This is a genomic window from Microbulbifer maximicatervae (SeqCode) (assembly GCF_056231245.1).
In genome coordinates this window covers 3630396-3648297 of sequence record NZ_CP174334.1, presented here as the reverse complement: position 1 = coordinate 3648297, position 17902 = coordinate 3630396, and the positions used below count along the sequence as shown (strand labels likewise).

Genomic DNA, 17902 nt, shown 5'->3' with positions numbered 1-17902 from the left:
AAGTCTCCTCTAGAGAGATCACCATTTAATGGACTCCATTAAATGCTAACTACTAGTGAATGGCAACTGCAACACCGCGAGGTCTTGTGGGGAGGAAGTCGTTAGCAAAACTACGAGCTGACGAACAGAAACATCCTGTAAGGCTTAGCCTGGAGGCGAGGTGCCCAAGGATACCGAAGCCATGTGATCTAACTGGTGGAGAAAATTATGCAGTTGTGTAGTGAAAGTTAGCGTTCTTATCAGGGGAGATCTGTTTAGCTTGCTGCTATGAAGCTGTCAGCGTGGCCGCTGACTCATAAGTAGATCCAACCCACTAGCCACCATCGTGGGGTAGACAAAAATGGTAGGACACAGCGGCGCCTTGGTCAGTAATGATCAAGGTAATTAAAAAGACGTCAGTCGACGGCATAGTAGCCAAGTGCCAAGATTAATACCTTGGACAGGGTGAAGGCCTGAACCCAAAATCCGCGAGTTAAAAGACAGGGCTAGCCTACCGATTTGTTTCCAGTCGGATAAGTTGAGGTAGCGTGCTGCCATGACACTCAACTCAAATGAAGATCTGCTCGACGCCAAGGTTGGGTAGAGCTTCGTTACGGATAGGGAACCGCCCATTGCGGACCCGCACGATGGGTGGTGTGGGGGCCGGTAGTTAAAAGCTACCGGCTACCTGATTTAGCCATTCAATAATGGAACAACTGTGTTATTAAGGAACTTTGTTCCTTTTTCAGTATGAAGCCAAATTAAGCCACCTAAATTCAAAATGACAGTTACCCAATAAACACTTTTAAATTCTTTTTTACTCGACTTGTGACGTAACTTGTTTTGAGCAAAGTAAGCACCAGGCCAACCACCAAATGTTGAAAAAAAATGTAATGTGCTTTCTTTTGTTCTCCAACGCCCATTTTGAGCAGCGGACTTATCAATTGCGTAAGCGATAAATGTTATTAAACTCATTGCAACATACAAGCCAGCAACGATTAACGGTAATTTACCGACAACGATCGATGTCGAAAGGCCAACACAAAAAACTATTATAAAAGCTACACCAAAGTTGCCACCACCTTTAGATTTGCTTCGATTACTTGAAGCTTCAGTATCTCGAGCAAATTTGATATTTATAGCTTTAAACCGATTACTATTTTCTCTGACTAGTTCGTAGATGATGACTTCACCATTAACAGGCCTACGTGAACGAGGCTTAAAAGCTTTAATGTGAACAAAAGCACGATCGCCTCCACCATTAGGCTCAACAAAACCGAAGCCTTTATCATCATTCCAATTTACTACTTTACCTTGAAGCTTCATGCTCCCTCTCGAATCTGATGGCTAACGCCCGTAGCACGGGAAAATTTGGAGCGCAGCGGAAAATTTTTCCCGTGCCTACGCTTAGTACGCCCAGCATGGGCGTGAACTAATGGGGTGAAAGTCCCCTGTAGGAAGATCATAATGGCCTCCATTAAATGCTAACTACTAGTGAATGGCAACTACAACACCACGAGGTCTTTCAGAGAGAAGCCGCTGGCAAAACTACGAGCTGACGAACAGAAACATCATATAAGGCTTAGCCTGGAGGCGAGGTGGCCAATGACACCGAAGCCGGGTGATCTAACGGGTAAAGTAAATGATGCAGTTGTGTAGTGAAAGTTCTCGTTCTTATCTGTGGAGATCTGTTTAGCTTGCTGCTGTGAAGTTGTCAGGTGGCCGCTGATTCATAAATAGGTCCAACCCGCTAGCCACTATCGTGGGTTAAAAAATGTGGTTGAACACAGTAGTGATCATTGAGTAGAAATTCATTACAGATAGGGAGCTGCCCATTGTGGGCCTGCACGATGGGTGCTGTGGGGGCCGGTAGCTAGATACTACCGGCTACCCATTCAGAGCCTTACTCTTAATCCCACTCTTCTTCATAGCCATTACTCACTAAGTAGCCATTCAGAGAGTGAAAAATATACTCCATCCACTGCTCGATTCCTTCTTTCTCCAGCAGAGGGAATCCAGAACCTTGATCATCAGCAGCAACGTCTATCATTCCCCAATAGAATTGAGAAAGAGCTAATGCCTGCTCTCGATTAGAAACTACGCCTTTCTTAAGAATATCTAGTGCAGTTTCATTCTCCATCTTTTCAGCGTAGTGAATAAGGATCTCGCGTTCTTCTGGGTATTTATATTCAATCATAGTGCGTCTTGAGCCTCTTTAATTACTGACATCCGATCAGCAACCCAAGTTAACTTACTTACCAAGTCTTCAACCCTCATTCTCTTGGTGGCTACAATCAGGTAGAGCCTCTTATCCGGTAAGGCCTGTTTAACTTGCTGCTATGAAATTGTGTGTGGCCGCTGACTTGCAAGTAGGCCCAACCCGCTTTTCACTATCGTGGGGATAGAAGAAGTGGTGGAACACAGCAGCGCTTCTGTCAGTAATGACCAAAGTGATTAAACGGAAGTCAGCCGACGGTATAGTAGCCTAGCGCCAAGATTATTACCTTGGACATGGTGAAAGCCTGGAGCCAAACTCCATGAGTTAAAAGACAGGGCTAGCCTACCAATATGTTTCCAGTCGGGTAAAGTTGCGGTAGCGTACTGCCATAACACTCAGTTCAACTGAAGATCTGCTCAAGACTATCATTGAATAGAAAATCAGTACGGATAGGGAACCGTCCATTACGGGCCTACACGATGGGTGGTGTAGGGGCCGGTAGCTAGAAATTACCGGCTATCCGATTTAGAGTTCAATTCTCCAATTGGAGTGAAGAAACTAAATCCTCATAACTAGGATAGTTACAGTTATCGCTCCACTTATGCTTATACAATTCCGCAAGTGCTGTCGATAGAGATAATAGTTGCATGGAATGCTCTCCACTGGCATCCACTTCCTCTTCTGTTGAAGAGGGATTATCTATTATCAATTTCATTCGATATATTTCTGACTCAGTTAGCTCGATCATGAGAGACAAATGTGAAAGGCTTAGTTCCATAATTAATTCTCGAATACGATTTCTTTAGTAAGTTCATCTAAGAGTATACAAAACTTAGTGACTGGCATATCCCAATGAGGGCGGATTGAGTAATGTGTAGCCTCATAACTTCGATTATATGAATCTTTCGTTATAACTAGGCCATGAGGGATTGCAATGTTTGGTGATAGCCTATAATAATCCCAACGAGAAACCGGTACCCCCAGCACATCAAATAATGAAACACCCCCTGAAGTACAGTCTACCCACCACTCACCATTGCTCCAGTATGTGTCTATATCAGGATTTCTAATTTTTCCGTTAGAAAGCCTAAAAGACTTTAGTATAGGATACAAAACAGGCGATCCTCGATCAGCTTTACGCTGCCCTCTCCACAAATTTACGTCTAAATTAAATTCGGAGTCAAAAAGTTCACCAAGTTCCCTCTTTTTAATAAAGAACTCTTCTTCCTTCTTGCTTTTTTTCATAAATTCACTCCATTGAATATTTGAAATTGGTTTTATTTTAACGCCTTAAGTATGGATACGCAGCGTGGGCACAAAGTGCCGAGACGGAGAACCAGCCGAAGCTGAACATGCCTTAACTTGGTACGCCTAGCATGAGTGTGAACTCATGTGGTTAAAGTCTCCTACAGGAAGATCACCATTTAATGGACCCTATTAAATGTTAACTATTAGCGAATGACAATTCAAACACCATGAGGTTTTGTGGAGGGCGGTAGCTAGGAACTACCTGCTATCCGATTTAGCTATACTTCTTCAAACTCCGACTCTCCGCCAGGTGTCGGTTTGAAGTCTATATTCACGTTGTCCGCAAAAGGCCATTTAATTGAAATTTGTTGTATAAAACTGCCGATGTCACAAAAAGCGATTACACTTCCCTCAATACTCTTTTCCCAAGACACGCCGTTCCAGTTTGCGAAATCATAACATCCCGCTGCTGGTCCCATTTTAACCGCTACAAAATATAAACCTTCTAGTGAAGGATTTCCGTCCTTCCATTCGATTTCTTGCATAAAACCCTACTAAAATCTTGATCTATTCTTCCACTAATAATTTGACTCAGCGCTTCATTTAGGTCTAACTATACCGCAGTGAAAAGAACAAGCTTAAAGAGTTGATTGAGCTGTGGCGAGAGCGATTAATGGATATCAGTTGGTTTATGCGCTGCCTAAACGAATCTATTGCTCGCCAAGCCAACGCAGAAGACTGCTGTACTGGCCGCTTCTGGGAGGGCCGTCTCAATCCTATCCGTGCCGATATTGCAAAAACCCCGGAGGACTCCGATCACACGTCCATTCAGCAGCGTGTTCGCGCTGTGATCTCAGGTGAGCAGCCTAAAGAGCTACTACCGTTTGTGGGCGGCGAGCGCCTTAATATGCCGAAGGGGTTGCCCTTTCAATTGGATCACTATTTGGCGTTAGTAGACTGGAGTGGCCGGCATTTAGACCCGAAAAAACGCAGTGTCATTTCTCAAAATACTCCCCCTATCCTTGAGCGGCTGGGCATCTCAGCAAAACACTGGCTCTATCTCAATCGGAACTTCGAAAGCCGCTTTAAAGGCCTGGTGGGATCAGCAGAGGCTGTACGGCAAGCCTGTATTCAGCTCAATAAACGTTAGGTACATGGCATAGGCGACTGCCAACGTTTCCTTTCTGCAACGCCCCAATAATTCCCTCCTAACCTTTCGATACTATCCCTTCCGGATTGGCCAAAATTACGCAATTTTCAAACCTAAAGCATAATTTTTAGTATTTCACCTTATCCTACACCAGACCAGAAGAAATGGTCGTCAAGGTGGGGGCTTATACTATTTCCAAAGTCATCTTTCAGTCTGTGGGTGTCCTAGTGTTGTTCCCTTAATATGCCGAAAGGGTTGCCCTTTCAATTGGATCATTATTTGGCGTTAGTAGACTGGAGTGGCCGGCATTTAGACCCCAAAAAGCGCGGCGCCACTTCTCAAAAGACGCCCCCTATCCTTGAGCGGCTGGGCATCTCAACAAAACACTGGCTCTATCTTAATCGGAACTTTGAAAGCCGCTTTAAAGGCCTGTTGGGATCAGCAGAGGCCGTACGGCAAGCCTGTATTCAGCTCAATAAACGCTGGGTACATGGTATAGGCGACTGTCAACGTTTTCTTTTGGCAAGCCCTTCCTAATTCCCACCCCGCCTTTCGATATTATTCCTTCCGGCTTGGCCAAAATCACGCAATTTTCAAACCTCAAGCATAATTTTTCTGCATTTCTCCTTGCTCTTCACCAGACCAAGAGAAATGGCCTTCAAGGTGGAAGGCCTGTACTTTTTCCTGCGTCATATTTCAATCTGTGGGTGTCCTAGTGTTGTCCTATGGGTGGTGTGGGGCCCGTAGTTAGAAACTACCGGCTACCTGATCTAGGCAAGTTATTGGCAGTGAGCCTGGCCAAGTTTTACCCATTTGTTATTTCTAGTTAATTTTACAATGTCGATTATTTGAACCCAGACCTTCCTGCCCTTAAAACCATAATCATAGAGAACTTGGCATACATATGAGGCGTATCCATCTCGACTAGATCCATCATTGATAACGCCCACTTTAAAGATGTCTCGGGCCGTCCATACCGCATCTTTGGCGGTCTTCTCTTCGTTGCTCTGGAATAACAATTTCACCTTATCATGACTGGCAGAGTATGTTTCCGCTTTCACGGACATTACCCCAAAGCTGGCAGTTAAAATTAGTAAAATTGTGGTGAACTTAGTTTTCATCACTTTCTCCATTTTGGTTGCCTAACGCCACACTCAAGAACGACTTATTTTGATTGTATTTTTTACAAAAATAGGAGTGAAGCGACTCGTGCAAAAGGAGCACAGAGTAAGCCGTTTCTTGAAGCGTTTTGTTATGCTGCTGCAAGGTACAGTAGGTCGCCGTATCCCCATACAATTGTACCCATTACAGCCAAAACCACACATGCCTTTGAAATCCATCCAAAATATCTAGAGTATGGATTGCTTAAGTTGCCCCCTTCATATACAAACTCAGAAATTGTTTTTAGCTGGTATTGTGCTATGTACTCTAGGTAAACAGCGATAAATACAGCTACTGAGCCACTCCTCTGAAACCAAGTATCAGGTTCGTCGATTGACGGCAATAAGACACCCTGCGAACTGCAAATCATTATTGCCACTGCAAGACCTATCAATAGTACAGATCCAGCGGCCTTATTTCGCAACTTTAAGGCTATATCAGTTTGGGCATTCTGAATTGAATTTACAGCTTCCATGATTTATCTATTTCCTTTTGCATAGTGAGGGTGTAGAAAAACTCGCCTCATTTTTCATCTTATGCTTCTACGTGAAAAATAGCCTATTCACCGATGAAAACCAATTCAGAATTCACGCAGAACCACCATTCTAGGTTAATATTTGATCACATATTAACAATCATAGATACACATTAGTTTTTCTACAGCCTGAACGCCGGCCGTAGTGGCCGACAAATGTGGCACGTAATTGCGTAAGTAATTTGAGTAACACTTTTGATGGCCTGTTGCTAGCCCTTGGTACGCCCAGCTTAGGCGTGAAATAATGGGGTGAAAGCCCCTGTAGGGTGGTCGCCATTTAACGGGTTTTATTAAATCCTAACTACTAACGAATAGCAACTGCCACACCATGAGGTTTGTGGGGAGGAAGTCGCCAGCTAAACTACGAACTGACGAATAGAAATATCCTATAAAGCTTAGCCTGGAGTTGAATGGCCAAGGATGCCGAAGCCATTTGCCCTAATAGGTAGAGTAAATGACGCAGTTGTGTAACAAAAGTTCACGTTTTATTTGGGGATATCCATCTAACCTTTTCAGTTATGCTTTCAGTGTGGCCGTTCGATTTCATTACGTAATCGTTGGGTAGTGATTCATTACGAATAGAAAGTCACTCAATGGATTGTGTGGGGGCCGGTAGCTAGAAACTACCGGCTAACCGATTTAGGCGTCATCGCTCTCAAGCTCAGCAAACTTTGCCGCCATTGTTGGATTCTTTTTTGTCAATTTTTTAACTGTTAGATCGTCTGCCTTTTTGTTCGCGAGACGAAGGTTATTCTCAGAGCCAAGCAGTGCATCCTTGGTTTTCTGAAGATGAGTGATGGTCTTGTCAATTTCATCAATAGCTGTTTTAAATTTCCTGGATGCCAGATCGTAGTTCCTTGCGAAGCCTGACTTAAATGCATCAAGCTCATCTTCGAAGTTGGTGATGTCAATATTCTGAGCTCTTACTACAGCCAGCTCAGCTTTATATTTCAGTGAGTTCTGAGCAGCATTTCTCAAAAGAGTGATTATGGGAATGAAAAATTGGGGGCGGATAACATACATCTTAGGGAAACGGTGGGAGACATCGACGATACCGGAATTATAAAGCTCGCTATCTGCTTCTAACAGCGATACCAGAACTGCGTACTCGCAGCCTTTTTCATTGCGGTCTTTGTCGAGTTCTTTAAGGAAATCTTCATTCTTCTTTTTTGTTGCCGTTTCATCACGTTCATTTTTCATTTCAAACATGATGGATACTGATTCAGTGCCAGAATCATCTAAGTCTCGAAAAATGTAATCCCCTTTACTTCCTCCTTTCGCATCGTTGTCTTTTTCAAAATACGCCTTCGGAAAAGCAGTTGCTCTTATTCGGTTAAATTCAGTCTCACAATGTTGTTCAAGGGTTTCACCAATCATTTTAGTGGATAGACGGGCTTTCATATCTTTAAGGCGCTCGATTGCATCGTCCCGATCCTTAATCTGAGTCTCATACTTCTCTTTTAGAGATGTCTCCGACAGCTGTTTCTCAAGCCTCGCTTTTTCAAGTTCACTCTTGAGTTCTTCGCGTTCCTTCTCTGTTGCATGTACGGCCTCTGTAACTGCTTGCTTCTGGATTGCTTGTTGGGCACTTAAGTTTGATTCAAGCTCCTTTATTTTAAAATCTTTTCTCGCAGAAGTTTCTTTGAGTTGGGATATATGTTCAGCCTTTGCCAACTCGGAAGAGGACTCATAGTTTTTCTTGGCTTGTTGTAACTCGGAGACAAGTGAGTCTCGTTCCCTCTCAACATTTTTAAGGGCCTCTGTTACAGCTAGCTTCTGAGAGACCTCGGCAGCTTCAACCCTGGCCTTCAATTCTAGTATCTCAGTATCTTTTATTGCGGAGGCCTTCAGCATTTCATTTGTTACTTTTTCCTTCACAAGCTCTAAGGCAGCTCTCTTTTCTTTCTCCGCAAGCTCAAGCCTCTCATGCAACTCCTGATCAAATTCATTATCCCGAACTTGTTTCATTATGTCGGCATATCCGGCTTCATCAATTTTGAAAGCTTTTTGACAATGAGGGCATTTGATTTCATTCATAATTCTTTATCCTTTAGTTTTGTCACTTGTTCTCAATGATAGTACGGCCTTGCTAAACGGCTGCAGGACGCAGTGTAGGTTGTCCACTGGACGGTGCGATCTTCGCGCCCGAAATAAATTAAAGAAATTTGGTGCGCCCAGTATGGGTGTGGGCTAATGGGGTAAAGTTCCCTATGGGAATACCACCACTTAATGGTTTCTATTAAATGCTAACTACTAACGAATGGCAACTGTAATACCGTGAGATTTTGCGGGGAGGAGACCGCTAGTAAAACTATGAGCTGATAATCAGAAACATCCTATAAGGATTATCCTGGAAGCGCCGTAGTTATGGACATAGAAGCTAGCTGATCTAATGGGTAAAGTTATTAATGTAGTTGTGTAGTGAAGGTTTACGTCTTTATCTAGGGAGATCTGTTTAATTTTCTGCTATGAAACTGTCAGTTTGTCCACTGGATCATAAGTGGGTCTAACACGCTAGTGGCCATCGCGGGAATCGAATAAACGGTGGCACATAGCAATATCTTGGTTAGTAATGACTAAGGTGATAAAGCAGAAGTTAGCCGATAGCATAGTGGCTGAATGTAAAGGTTGATAGCTTCGACAAGGTGAAGACCTGTACTCAAACGCCATAAGTTAGAATACAGGGCTAGCCTACAGATAGGTTATCGAGTTGAATAAAGTTGAGGTGGCGCACTGTATGACTTCTCAACTTTATTGAAGAGTTGTTCGACACTATCGTTGGGTAGAGGTTCATTATGGAAAGAGAACGGTCTATTGCGGCTTCGCACGATGGGTGGTATGGGGCCGGTGGTTAGAAACTACCGGCTACCCGATTCACGTCATTACTTTGTAAAAGCAAACTCTACTATTTCTTTTAGAGTAGCTTCACAAGCAGGAGTTAAAGTCACACTTCCATCTATATAGTCACGGACTCTTTTCCATGAATTAAAAGGTTTATCTGATGCTTTAGCGTTCTCATTTTTACCCTGATCCCATAGGATATGCTCAAAGGTATCTTCAACCTTAAAAACCTTTTCTTCTGTTGCAACAGCTGAAATTTTTGCATTTGCCTTATATGGATGGATGTGGCTCTTCGCTTCTAATTCCTTATCTGTTAAACCCTTCCTGTCAGTATCGTGAATAATCCTGTAGTCAATTGCTAAGGCATTTAGAACCTTGGCAATAGCAGTGATGGTCCATTTTCCACCCGCAGAAACTACTGTTACGTCTTTATCTAGGCTGCCCGCAATGCTTAACTTTTCAGCAAGTTCTCCAACCATTCTAAAAACTGCGACTTCAGTATCACCTTCAACAATTACAACGCGCTTTGCAAATAGGCTTTCGCAAACCGTTGGGTGGAAATCTAGCGTAGCTCTAAGTAATAATCTTTCATCATAATCGCCATTTTTTTCAAAAACACTACTAGAAACTTGGTGTACAACTCTACGGTTACCTGCGTCTCTTTTGATTAATTTAAGTGACTCTGGTTTTTCAGCTAAATTTATTAAAAACGGAGAGTGTGTTGAGCAAATTACTTGCCACTTGGGTGATTGTGATCTTGTTTGAAGTGTATTCTTTAGGCGTCTCATTAGATGTGGGTGTATATACAGCTCTGGTTCTTCGTATAAAACTATTACAGTTCTCTGCTCTCCTGCCACCTCTGACTCTACCTCGGCATTAGCCTCCAGCATAGCAAATGCTAGGGCTCTTTGGACTCCACTCCCTTGGTATTGAAGGCTAGTCTCAATTTCTTCATCTATTAAGAATGTCGCGGCTTTCATAAATAAGGGTTCAATATCTATGTCACCAACAGCAAGTCTTACTTTGGAGTCAAAATCTAGTATTTGGTTTAATGTTCCTGAGACTTGACCTAGTGCATCATCTAAACCTTCAATTTTGCTCCCGTCTTCAGCTTGACCTTTTAACTTGCTCTGTAATTCATTTGCTCTTGCAATGTAATTTTCATATGTTGCGTCGTCTTTTATTTTAGGAAAAAGCTTATTAGTAAATAAGAAGGAGAAGGGGCTATTGTTAGTTGCTTTAAGTTCATCTTCTATTTTAAAGCTTGCAGGAACATACATTACATGAGGTACTGCTTGTTGAAGTGAGTTGGCAAATTTTTTAACATGCCAATCTTCAGAGCTTGAAACATGTTCAGAGTAATGGGTTTCGGCATACTCTTCCATTTCTTTAGCTCTATCTTTGTATTCACTTGCTTTAGTGATATCTAGGGCTTTAAAGATTGCTTTACATATTTCATTTTTTTTGGCGTTGGTGAAGCTTTCGTTAGTCCAAGGGAATGTTGTTTCGAGGTTAAAAACTGAATATTCATATGAATAATCGGTTTTGTCTGAATTCCATGCCGCCGACATTCGAATTTTGAGATTTTCACCATGCAGTAAAGTTGAAATGGCGGGTTTATTTTTTTCCCATTCCTCTAAATTGCCAAACTCACAAATAATCTCCATAACCTTGTCTGAGTGAGTTTGTTCTGGCCAATCTTCAATTTTTGGCTTTTTGTTGTCTAGAACAAGGTGGATGGCATTTAATATCGTTGACTTTCCGATGTTGTTAGGCCCAACTAAAGTGGTAAAGTTTTCGATATCTATTTCGGCAAAACCAATACCCCTAAAGTTGCTAATTTTTAATTTGAAGAGTTTCATTTATCTAGCTCCCTGATGATGAATGTTGCGAATCATGTGACGCTCTATACGGTGTAATTTTTGAGCGGATTTTCTATTGGCATAGCGGGCAGCACGAAAGGCAGAGAAGCAAGTTGTCCGATGCTGCCACCTGTTATACTAATAATCGTTTTGTTGTCCATAAATATTGCATAACCCAATCAAATAACACATGAATACTGCCTGCTAATTGATAAAGTTAAAATAAGTCCTGTGCCAGTGAGTTCAATTGTATTCTGTATTATATCTAGCTATTTGGTTCCTTTTAATCACAGGCGTAATCCTCAAAAATCAATAAATTAACCTTCATCTAATAATGAATACGTGTAGCCGCTCTTGATCTTGGGTGTTGGCAATCTAAGAAAACAATAAAAATGTATACAACAGTAAAAGTTGGTGTTACATGCGATTTTTACCCAAACCCATCTACTAAATCAAAGCGTATTATGGATGCTCTGAATCAGCACTCTCTTAAATTGGTGCTCGGGTATGGGGTATCTCGTGTCTTATAAAGGCAGTATTTCACCGAAAATATGTGATCACTAAAATCGCACATTAATAACTTTAAAGTTACAAGTTGTCCAGCTTCTTGAGAGTCCTTTTGTATTGATACAAGGAAGGAGTTTCTGGTAGCTGGATAGATGATCTATCGCTTTTGAACTCTACCGTGAAAATCGGAGAAGAATTTGATCTTAATCAGTCCTTTCTATGGTTAACTGAGATTCTTCTAGGCGATAATAAAAAAATATAGGCACAAAAATAATCTTATCAGATTTTATTAGGATTGTTTTAGTGTCAAAGCCACGTAAAATCGATAGATATTTATTGGTATTTTGGCCGCGCATAAGAAGCCATCTAAAGGCAACAATCAAAGCAGCTCGGTTCGAAGGGCCGAGAGAATCAAGAACCCAAGAATCCTCTAAAAACCAATCCCTCAAAGGAGAACTGTAGCGTGAAGTAAGAATAAGTAAAAGGCGCTGACCCAAGGTGCTGGAACACCTGGGGCCAGCTAACCAAATTGATAGAGAAAGTATCAAGATGGCTATATGCATAGTACGCTAGAAGCCCGCTCGTCTTCAATAAAGTGGAGCACAATCAGCGGCTTGGAGAGATCACCCAAGCCCTGGGGGCGTTGCGTCTGCCTTTTCTTTTTCTATGCCTACCGTTCTCGCGCACCACCTCGCAGTTACTCAAAACATTTCTATTCGAACTTCCGATTGTGGAAGGTCTACCTATGGTTTGAGTATCAGTAGGAAATAAATATGTTGATCTTAAAGCGCCGTACAGGCGAAAACTTATGGATTGGAGCGAATGTCTCAATCACAGTATTAGAAGTTAAGGGCAATCAGGTAAAGATAGGAATAATTGCTCCAAAATCCCTGCCAGTACACCGCGAGGAGATTTATGTGCGGATCAGACAGGAAGGAAATCTGGTCAGTGGGAATCGTTGAGAAGTTGATCGAGATTGTGGCGGGGTGGTGTTGCTATGAAAGCGCTAACTGCTGACAGTTAGCGCTTTCAGTCGAGTCTTTCGCTGCGGATAGAGACAGGTTAAGCTCGGAAGTGATCTGGATTAGTGATGTTTATGCTTGAATCCAGCCTCAAACTTTTCTGCTAATTTAAAGTAGTGATTCAGATCCTTGCGGGTTTTTTCTGGGCGGTTGTTTTCGGAGTTAATGTGGATGTTCTCCACAACAACGGCGATGTCTTTTGCAAGCTTCTGTCTTTCACCTTTCAGGTTCTCAGCGAAATACTCAACACTTTTTTCGAGGGTGTAGGTGATGACATGAATCTGGTGAAGTTCAGCAGGATTCAGCTTTTGCTTGCTTTTAATTTCTGCTGTTTTCTCAATGAAAATCTTCTTGGCATCCTTCATAGAAGTAACGTCCGCTACTTTGAGATGTTGGATGGGCTTTTCGTCTGATGCGGGGCTAGCTTGAGCAGTGGTAGCAAAAGTAACAGCAAAAAGTAACGCAATTAAAGTTCTCATTTTTCCTCTCTAACGCCCAAACGCTAAGGGTTGGTAAGGCATTGATCGGGCGAGGTGAATGCCTAACATTTATCGGTGATCATTTTGACCACTTTGATCGCTATCGTAAATGAGGATAACTATCATTAACATTCATGATACAGGAATTTTTAGGTGCTCAAAACACTTCGCGTAAAAATTGCTATCAAGCTGATCGAAATTTGTAAGGAATAAGAAAATTGAATCTGGAAAGGATGCGCATGGGAGGGGCAACGGAGGTTTTTAGCCGGGAAGAGGCGCCCCCGTGTTATGGAATTTGATCTGTTAACCCTCTCTTCGCGGTAGCAAAGAGAAGGTTAGTTATAGGATGAGTCGGTTAGTTCGGGTTTATTGAGACCGGCTTCACAAATTAATTGGTACGGAGGCTAGGAAATCTCTCCCAGTACATCAACCATCGCCGAAGTTAATTGGCTGAGGTCTTCTTCCGAAATCACATAGGGCGGCATGGCGTAGACCAGTTTGCCGAAGGGGCGCAGCCAAACTCCGCGTTCGATTAGGGCTTCCTGCACTTTGGCCGTATTTACCGGCTCGCGCATTTCCACCACGCCAATTGCTCCTAGGGCTCGAACATCGGTGACACCCGGTGCGGATTTTAATGGGGCTAGCTGTTCGGTCAGCTGCTGTTCGATCGCAGTTACTCGCTCCTGCCAGGGGCTGTTGAGTAACAATTGGATGCTGGCGTTAGCGACGGAACAAGCCAGGGGGTTACCCATAAAAGTGGGGCCGTGCATAAACACACCGGCTTCTCCCTGGCAAATACCTTCGGCCACTTTATCGGTACAGAGGGCGGCGGCGAGGGTCATGGTGCCGCCGGTGAGGGCTTTGCCCAGGGTGAGGATATCGGGGGTGATATCGGCGTGCTCACAGGCGAACATTTTGCCGCTGCGGCCAAAACCGGTGGCGATTTCATCGGCGATAAGCAGTACGTTATTCTCGTCGCAGAGTTCGCGCACCCGGCGCAAATAATCGGCAGAATAAAAACGCATGCCGCCAGCGCCCTGGACGATGGGCTCTAAAATAATCGCGGCCAGCTGATCGCGATTCTCTTCCACTTGCTGGCGCAGCTCGGCGATATCACTGTCACTACAGGTACTGCCAAATGGTGTTTGCGGAGCGGGTGCAAACTGGTGCTGGTTCAGATGCTCAGCAAACAAATGATGCATTCCGGTGACTGGATCACAGGTGGCCATGGCCCCGAAAGTATCACCGTGGTAACCGTTGCGCAGGGCCAGCAGGCGGTTCTTTTCGGGCTTGCCATGGGAGTGCCAGTATTGGACGGCCATCTTGATAGCCACTTCCACAGACACTGAACCGGAGTCAGCAAGAAATACCCGGTTGAGGCCGGCTGGAGTGATTTCCACTAATTTCTTGCACAGCTCGATCGCCGGTTCGTGAGTTAAACCCCCGAACATGACATGGGACATTTTGTCCATCTGATCGCGCATGGCCTGGTTTAGCTCGGGCACATTGTAGCCGTGCAGGGCGCTCCACCAGGAGGACATACCGTCGATCAGGCCGCGCCCGTCTTCCAGGTAAATACGTACCCCTTCGGCCCGCGTCACCGGGTATACCGGTGGTGGGTCGATCAGGGAGGAGTAGGGGTGCCAAATATGTTTGCGATCGAAATCCAGGTCCATAAAAACTACATCTTTATTCTCAAGAGCCGACAATCATCAATTAGGCCAGTTCGCGCAGTACTCTGAGCGGGGGCTGGCTGATCGAGCTGTAACAGGCCAGGGTACCGGCGGTGCCAACCAGTATTGCACCGGTGAGTGGTCCGGTTAGCCAAAGGACTGGGTGCAATATCACTGGCAGTTCAAAGACCCAATAAGACAGCACGGCCAAAGTGGCTTCAGCACCGATAGCCGCGAGCAAGCCGGCGGCAAAACCCAGTAGGCCAAATTCCAGTATCAGGCTTCTCAGTAACAAGCGCCTGCGGCCTCCCAGTGTGCGGATAATTGCCGCTTCCTGCAATCGCTCGGCGATACTGGCGCGCACCCCGGCAATTAATACCAGGACTCCGGCAACCAGCATCAGGGCCATGACTGATTCGATAGCAAAGGACACCTGGTTAATGGTGTCGCGGATACGCTGGATGATCTTATCCAGCTCTATCACGCTGACACTGGGGAAGGCGCGAACCAGGTCGTTAACCAGCAACTTGTCCTCCGGTGGGAGGTAAAAACTGGTGATATAGGTAGCCGGGAAATCATCGATAGTGCCCGGTGCAAATATCATATAGAAGTTGGGCCGCATGCTGTTCCAGTCCAGCGAGCGGAAGCTGGCTACCGGGGCTTCTACTTCCAGTCCGCCAATAGAGAAACGCAATTGATCTCCCAGTGACAGTTCCAGCTGGGCTGCCAGCTCCACTTCTACGGAAACACCTTCGCTGGCCTTGTCCCACCACTCGCCTTCCAAAATACGGTTATCCGGCGCCAGGGTATCGGTGTAGCTCAGGTTCAACTCCCGGCGAACGCCACCGGGACGATCTTTTTTCTCTTTAATCGAGACGCCGTTAATCGCTACCAAGCGGCCGCGCACCATGGGGTAAAACTCGGTGCTGCTTACCTCGCCCTCTGCCAGCATATTTTCCATGGTTGGAACATCGTGAGGGGCGATATTCAGGAGGAAGTGATTGGGGGCTTTTTCCGGTAATTGCATTCGCCATTCGTCCACCAGGGCGGTGCGGGCAAAGACCATGGCCAGCATGGCCAATAATCCGGTGCCAAAAGCGGCAATCAATAAGGTGTTGAATGCGGCGCGGCGTTGCAGGCTGCCCAGGGCTATTCGCCAAGCGCCTCCGAGGGAAGCCAGCTTGCCGCGCACCAGGAGTCGGTTAACCAAGGCGCTGCCCGCCACCAATAGGAGCATGCCGACAAACAGGGCGAGCGTCATGAGCAGGCTGCCGGAAAGCCACCAGATCAGAAGCAACATGGCGCTGGGGCCGAGAATCAGGCCGAGCCACTCGCGTCTGTCCGGATTGCTCCAGTCGTGCCTCAGGGTTTGCATCGGGTCTGTGCGGGCGAGGCGGAAAAGTGGCGGCAGGGCAAAGCCCAGGGCGCAGGCGAGGCCGGTAGCGAGCCCGATCAGCAATGGGCTCCAGCTGGTGGCCGGGGGCTGAACCGGGAAGAACCCTTCCATCAGGTTGACCGCCTGGCTCTGGATAAAGGTGCCCAGTGCCAGCCCGATAGCGGTGGCAATCAGGGTGAGGGCGGCCAGCTGTCCCAGGTAGATACCGAGAATTTTGTTGCGCCCGGCGCCGAGGCTTTTCATTACGGCTACGTAGGCGCCATGGCGCAGTCCGTAGCGTCTGGCTGCCAGGCCGACGGCGACGCTGGCGAGCAGTACGGCCAGGCTGGCGGCGAGGAATAAGAAGGACTCGGCTCTATCCAGGGCTGAGGCCACCCGGGGCTGGCCTTCACGCAGGTCCAAGATCCGCTGGTGTTCAGTCAGTTGAGGTTTGAGCCAGTCGAAGTAATCCTTTAGGACTTGGTCGTCGCCGGCAAACAAGTAGCGGTAGCGCACTCGGCTGCCGGGCTGGATCACACCTGCGGCGGGCAGGTCGGCGGTATTGGCTAATACTCGCGCACCCATATCAAACAGGCTGGTACCCCGGTCGGGTTCCCGCTCCAATATGGCTGTCACTTTCAATTGGGTGTCGCCGAGGGCGATAGGATCGCCGAGCTGGATTCCCATCAAAGGTAAAAGACGGGACTCCACCCAGGCTTCTCCCGGGGGAGGCCCTTGTGGAGCCACTTCACTAGGGCCTCCCTGGGACTTGCTGATTTCCAGTTGTCCCACCAATGGATAGCCTTTGTCGACAGCTTTGACCGAGACAAACTGGAACTGGTCGTTGGCGGAGATCATGGATGAAAACTGGACTATCTGGCCCTGTTCCAATCCCTTTTTGTCGGCTTCCTCCAGCCATGCGCTATCCACAGGCTTGCTGCTGCGCAGCACCCGCTCTGCGGCCAGGAAGGTGAGGGATTGCTGCTCCATGGCGCGGGTAAGGCGGTCAGTAAAATGGGCGATCGCCGTGACACAGGTAACAGCCAAAACCAGGGCCGAGGCAATTAGCGCCAACTCGCCACCGCGCCAGTCCCTGAACAGCAGTCTGAGTGGCAGCATCAGGCGGACACCTCCGACAGGTTGTCTCCGTCGATAAGCGGAGCGTAGGTATCTACGGCGCCTGCCGACATATGCAGGTGGGAGGCACAGCGCTCTGCCAGTCGCTGTTCGTGAGTCACCAGCACCAGGGTGGTGTCAGACTCTTCGTTGAGTTTAAACAGCAGGTCGATAATTTTGGCACCGTTGCCGGCGTCGAGGCTGCCGGTGGGTTCGTCGGCAAAGAGGATGGCATCTTTGCTGCTAAAGCTGGCAAAGGCCCGGGCAATGGCCACCCGCTGTTGCTCACCGCCGGATAACTGGCGCGGGTAGTGGCGCAGTCGCTGTTCCAGGCCCACCCGGGCGAGAAACTCTTCCGCCCGCTTGGCGGCGCCCCGCTCACCGCGCAATTCGCTCGGCAGCATCACATTTTCCAGGGCGGTAAGGCCGGGTAGCAGTTGGAAAGTCTGGAATACAAAGCCCACGCAGCGGGCGCGCACCGCTGCGCGTTGCTCTTCGTCCATGGCGGTGATCTCGTCGCCTGCCAGCCAGATCTTGCCCTCGGTGGGTTTGTCCAATCCCGCCAGCAGGCCGAGCAGGGTGGACTTGCCGGAACCTGAGGCCCCTGTCACAGCGAGGCTCTCGCCACGGGCGACTTTCAGGGAGATATTGTTTAATAGGGTCAGTGGCCCTTCGCTGGTGGAGACCCTGTGATAGAGGTTTTCTGCCGTGAGAATGGCGGACATACTGTATTCCC

Annotated in this window: 14 protein-coding genes; 2 read left to right on the top strand and 12 right to left on the bottom strand. The window is 46.4% G+C overall.

Annotated elements, in window-relative coordinates; all coding sequences use genetic code 11:
• Positions 1-672: 672 nt before the first annotated feature.
• From ACJJIS_RS15915 to ACJJIS_RS15900, 4 genes are all read right to left on the bottom strand, one after another.
• Positions 673-1305 carry a DUF1294 domain-containing protein gene (locus tag ACJJIS_RS15915; RefSeq protein ID WP_475708521.1) on the bottom strand — a complete coding sequence of 211 codons (633 nt, stop codon included), beginning with the start codon at positions 1303-1305 and terminating at the stop codon, positions 673-675.
• A 583-nt stretch (positions 1306-1888) separates the two neighbouring features.
• Positions 1889-2176, bottom strand: a complete 288-nt coding sequence (locus ACJJIS_RS15910) for a hypothetical protein (protein ID WP_475708520.1) — start codon at positions 2174-2176, stop codon at positions 1889-1891.
• Between the two features lie 801 nt (positions 2177-2977).
• Entirely contained in the window at positions 2978-3442 is a 465-nt protein-coding gene (locus ACJJIS_RS15905) for a Tse2 family ADP-ribosyltransferase toxin (protein ID WP_444916366.1), read from the bottom strand.
• Positions 3443-3723: 281 nt separating this feature from the next.
• Entirely contained in the window at positions 3724-3990 is a 267-nt protein-coding gene (locus tag ACJJIS_RS15900) for a hypothetical protein (protein ID WP_444916367.1), read from the bottom strand.
• A gap of 128 nt (positions 3991-4118) precedes the next feature.
• Between ACJJIS_RS15900 and ACJJIS_RS15895 the strand changes: the two genes are divergently transcribed.
• On the top strand, positions 4119-4595 hold the full coding sequence (locus tag ACJJIS_RS15895; RefSeq protein ID WP_444916368.1) for a hypothetical protein: 477 nt from the start codon (positions 4119-4121) through the stop codon (positions 4593-4595).
• Between the two features lie 779 nt (positions 4596-5374).
• Here ACJJIS_RS15895 and ACJJIS_RS15890 read toward each other — a convergent pair.
• The 4 genes from ACJJIS_RS15890 to ACJJIS_RS15875 form a co-directional block, all read right to left on the bottom strand.
• Positions 5375-5716 carry a hypothetical protein gene (locus ACJJIS_RS15890; protein ID WP_475708519.1) on the bottom strand — a complete coding sequence of 114 codons (342 nt, stop codon included), beginning with the start codon at positions 5714-5716 and terminating at the stop codon, positions 5375-5377.
• A 131-nt stretch (positions 5717-5847) separates the two neighbouring features.
• On the bottom strand, positions 5848-6231 hold the full coding sequence (locus ACJJIS_RS15885) for a hypothetical protein (RefSeq protein ID WP_475708518.1): 384 nt from the start codon (positions 6229-6231) through the stop codon (positions 5848-5850).
• 699 nt (positions 6232-6930) lie between these two features.
• Complete coding sequence (locus tag ACJJIS_RS15880; RefSeq protein ID WP_475708517.1) at positions 6931-8328, bottom strand: DUF2130 domain-containing protein; 1398 nt, start codon at positions 8326-8328, stop codon at positions 6931-6933.
• A gap of 845 nt (positions 8329-9173) precedes the next feature.
• On the bottom strand, positions 9174-10994 hold the full coding sequence (locus tag ACJJIS_RS15875; protein ID WP_475708516.1) for an AAA family ATPase: 1821 nt from the start codon (positions 10992-10994) through the stop codon (positions 9174-9176).
• A gap of 1280 nt (positions 10995-12274) precedes the next feature.
• On the opposite strand from ACJJIS_RS15875, the gene csrA reads away from it, so the two are divergent.
• The gene (csrA, locus tag ACJJIS_RS15870) at positions 12275-12463 is read left to right on the top strand and encodes a carbon storage regulator CsrA (protein ID WP_444894824.1); all 189 of its coding nucleotides are present in this window, start codon (positions 12275-12277) and stop codon (positions 12461-12463) included.
• Between the two features lie 122 nt (positions 12464-12585).
• On the opposite strand, the gene ACJJIS_RS15865 is transcribed toward csrA, so the two are convergent.
• From ACJJIS_RS15865 to ACJJIS_RS15850, 4 genes are all read right to left on the bottom strand, one after another.
• Positions 12586-13002 (bottom strand): DUF6746 family protein, encoded by a 417-nt coding sequence (locus tag ACJJIS_RS15865; protein WP_413664776.1) that lies wholly within the window; start codon positions 13000-13002, stop codon positions 12586-12588.
• A gap of 404 nt (positions 13003-13406) precedes the next feature.
• Positions 13407-14678, bottom strand: coding sequence for an adenosylmethionine--8-amino-7-oxononanoate transaminase (gene bioA / locus ACJJIS_RS15860; protein WP_475708515.1), 1272 nt, complete (start codon positions 14676-14678; stop codon positions 13407-13409).
• A 40-nt stretch (positions 14679-14718) separates the two neighbouring features.
• Positions 14719-17169, bottom strand: a complete 2451-nt coding sequence (locus tag ACJJIS_RS15855; protein ID WP_475708514.1) for an ABC transporter permease — start codon at positions 17167-17169, stop codon at positions 14719-14721.
• Entirely contained in the window at positions 17169-17891 is a 723-nt protein-coding gene (locus ACJJIS_RS15850; RefSeq protein ID WP_444894675.1) for an ABC transporter ATP-binding protein, read from the bottom strand. The genes ACJJIS_RS15855 and ACJJIS_RS15850 overlap by 1 nt, the downstream gene beginning before the upstream one ends.
• Positions 17892-17902: the final 11 nt, after the last annotated feature.

What these genes read in the sequence shown, in the direction of transcription:
- csrA (WP_444894824.1), top strand. Translation starts at nt 12,275, where the DNA reads ATGTTGATCTTAAAGCGCCGTACAGGCGAAAACTTATGGATTGGAGCG.
- ACJJIS_RS15855 (WP_475708514.1), bottom strand. Translation starts at nt 17,169, where the DNA reads ATGCTGCCACTCAGACTGCTGTTCAGGGACTGGCGCGGTGGCGAGTTG.
- ACJJIS_RS15900 (WP_444916367.1), bottom strand. Translation starts at nt 3,990, where the DNA reads ATGCAAGAAATCGAATGGAAGGACGGAAATCCTTCACTAGAAGGTTTA.
- ACJJIS_RS15875 (WP_475708516.1), bottom strand. Translation starts at nt 10,994, where the DNA reads ATGAAACTCTTCAAATTAAAAATTAGCAACTTTAGGGGTATTGGTTTT.
- ACJJIS_RS15895 (WP_444916368.1), top strand. Translation starts at nt 4,119, where the DNA reads ATGGATATCAGTTGGTTTATGCGCTGCCTAAACGAATCTATTGCTCGC.
- ACJJIS_RS15915 (WP_475708521.1), bottom strand. Translation starts at nt 1,305, where the DNA reads ATGAAGCTTCAAGGTAAAGTAGTAAATTGGAATGATGATAAAGGCTTC.
- ACJJIS_RS15850 (WP_444894675.1), bottom strand. Translation starts at nt 17,891, where the DNA reads ATGTCCGCCATTCTCACGGCAGAAAACCTCTATCACAGGGTCTCCACC.
- ACJJIS_RS15905 (WP_444916366.1), bottom strand. Translation starts at nt 3,442, where the DNA reads ATGAAAAAAAGCAAGAAGGAAGAAGAGTTCTTTATTAAAAAGAGGGAA.
- ACJJIS_RS15880 (WP_475708517.1), bottom strand. Translation starts at nt 8,328, where the DNA reads ATGAATGAAATCAAATGCCCTCATTGTCAAAAAGCTTTCAAAATTGAT.
- ACJJIS_RS15865 (WP_413664776.1), bottom strand. Translation starts at nt 13,002, where the DNA reads ATGAGAACTTTAATTGCGTTACTTTTTGCTGTTACTTTTGCTACCACT.
- ACJJIS_RS15910 (WP_475708520.1), bottom strand. Translation starts at nt 2,176, where the DNA reads ATGATTGAATATAAATACCCAGAAGAACGCGAGATCCTTATTCACTAC.
- ACJJIS_RS15890 (WP_475708519.1), bottom strand. Translation starts at nt 5,716, where the DNA reads ATGAAAACTAAGTTCACCACAATTTTACTAATTTTAACTGCCAGCTTT.
- bioA (WP_475708515.1), bottom strand. Translation starts at nt 14,678, where the DNA reads ATGGACCTGGATTTCGATCGCAAACATATTTGGCACCCCTACTCCTCC.
- ACJJIS_RS15885 (WP_475708518.1), bottom strand. Translation starts at nt 6,231, where the DNA reads ATGGAAGCTGTAAATTCAATTCAGAATGCCCAAACTGATATAGCCTTA.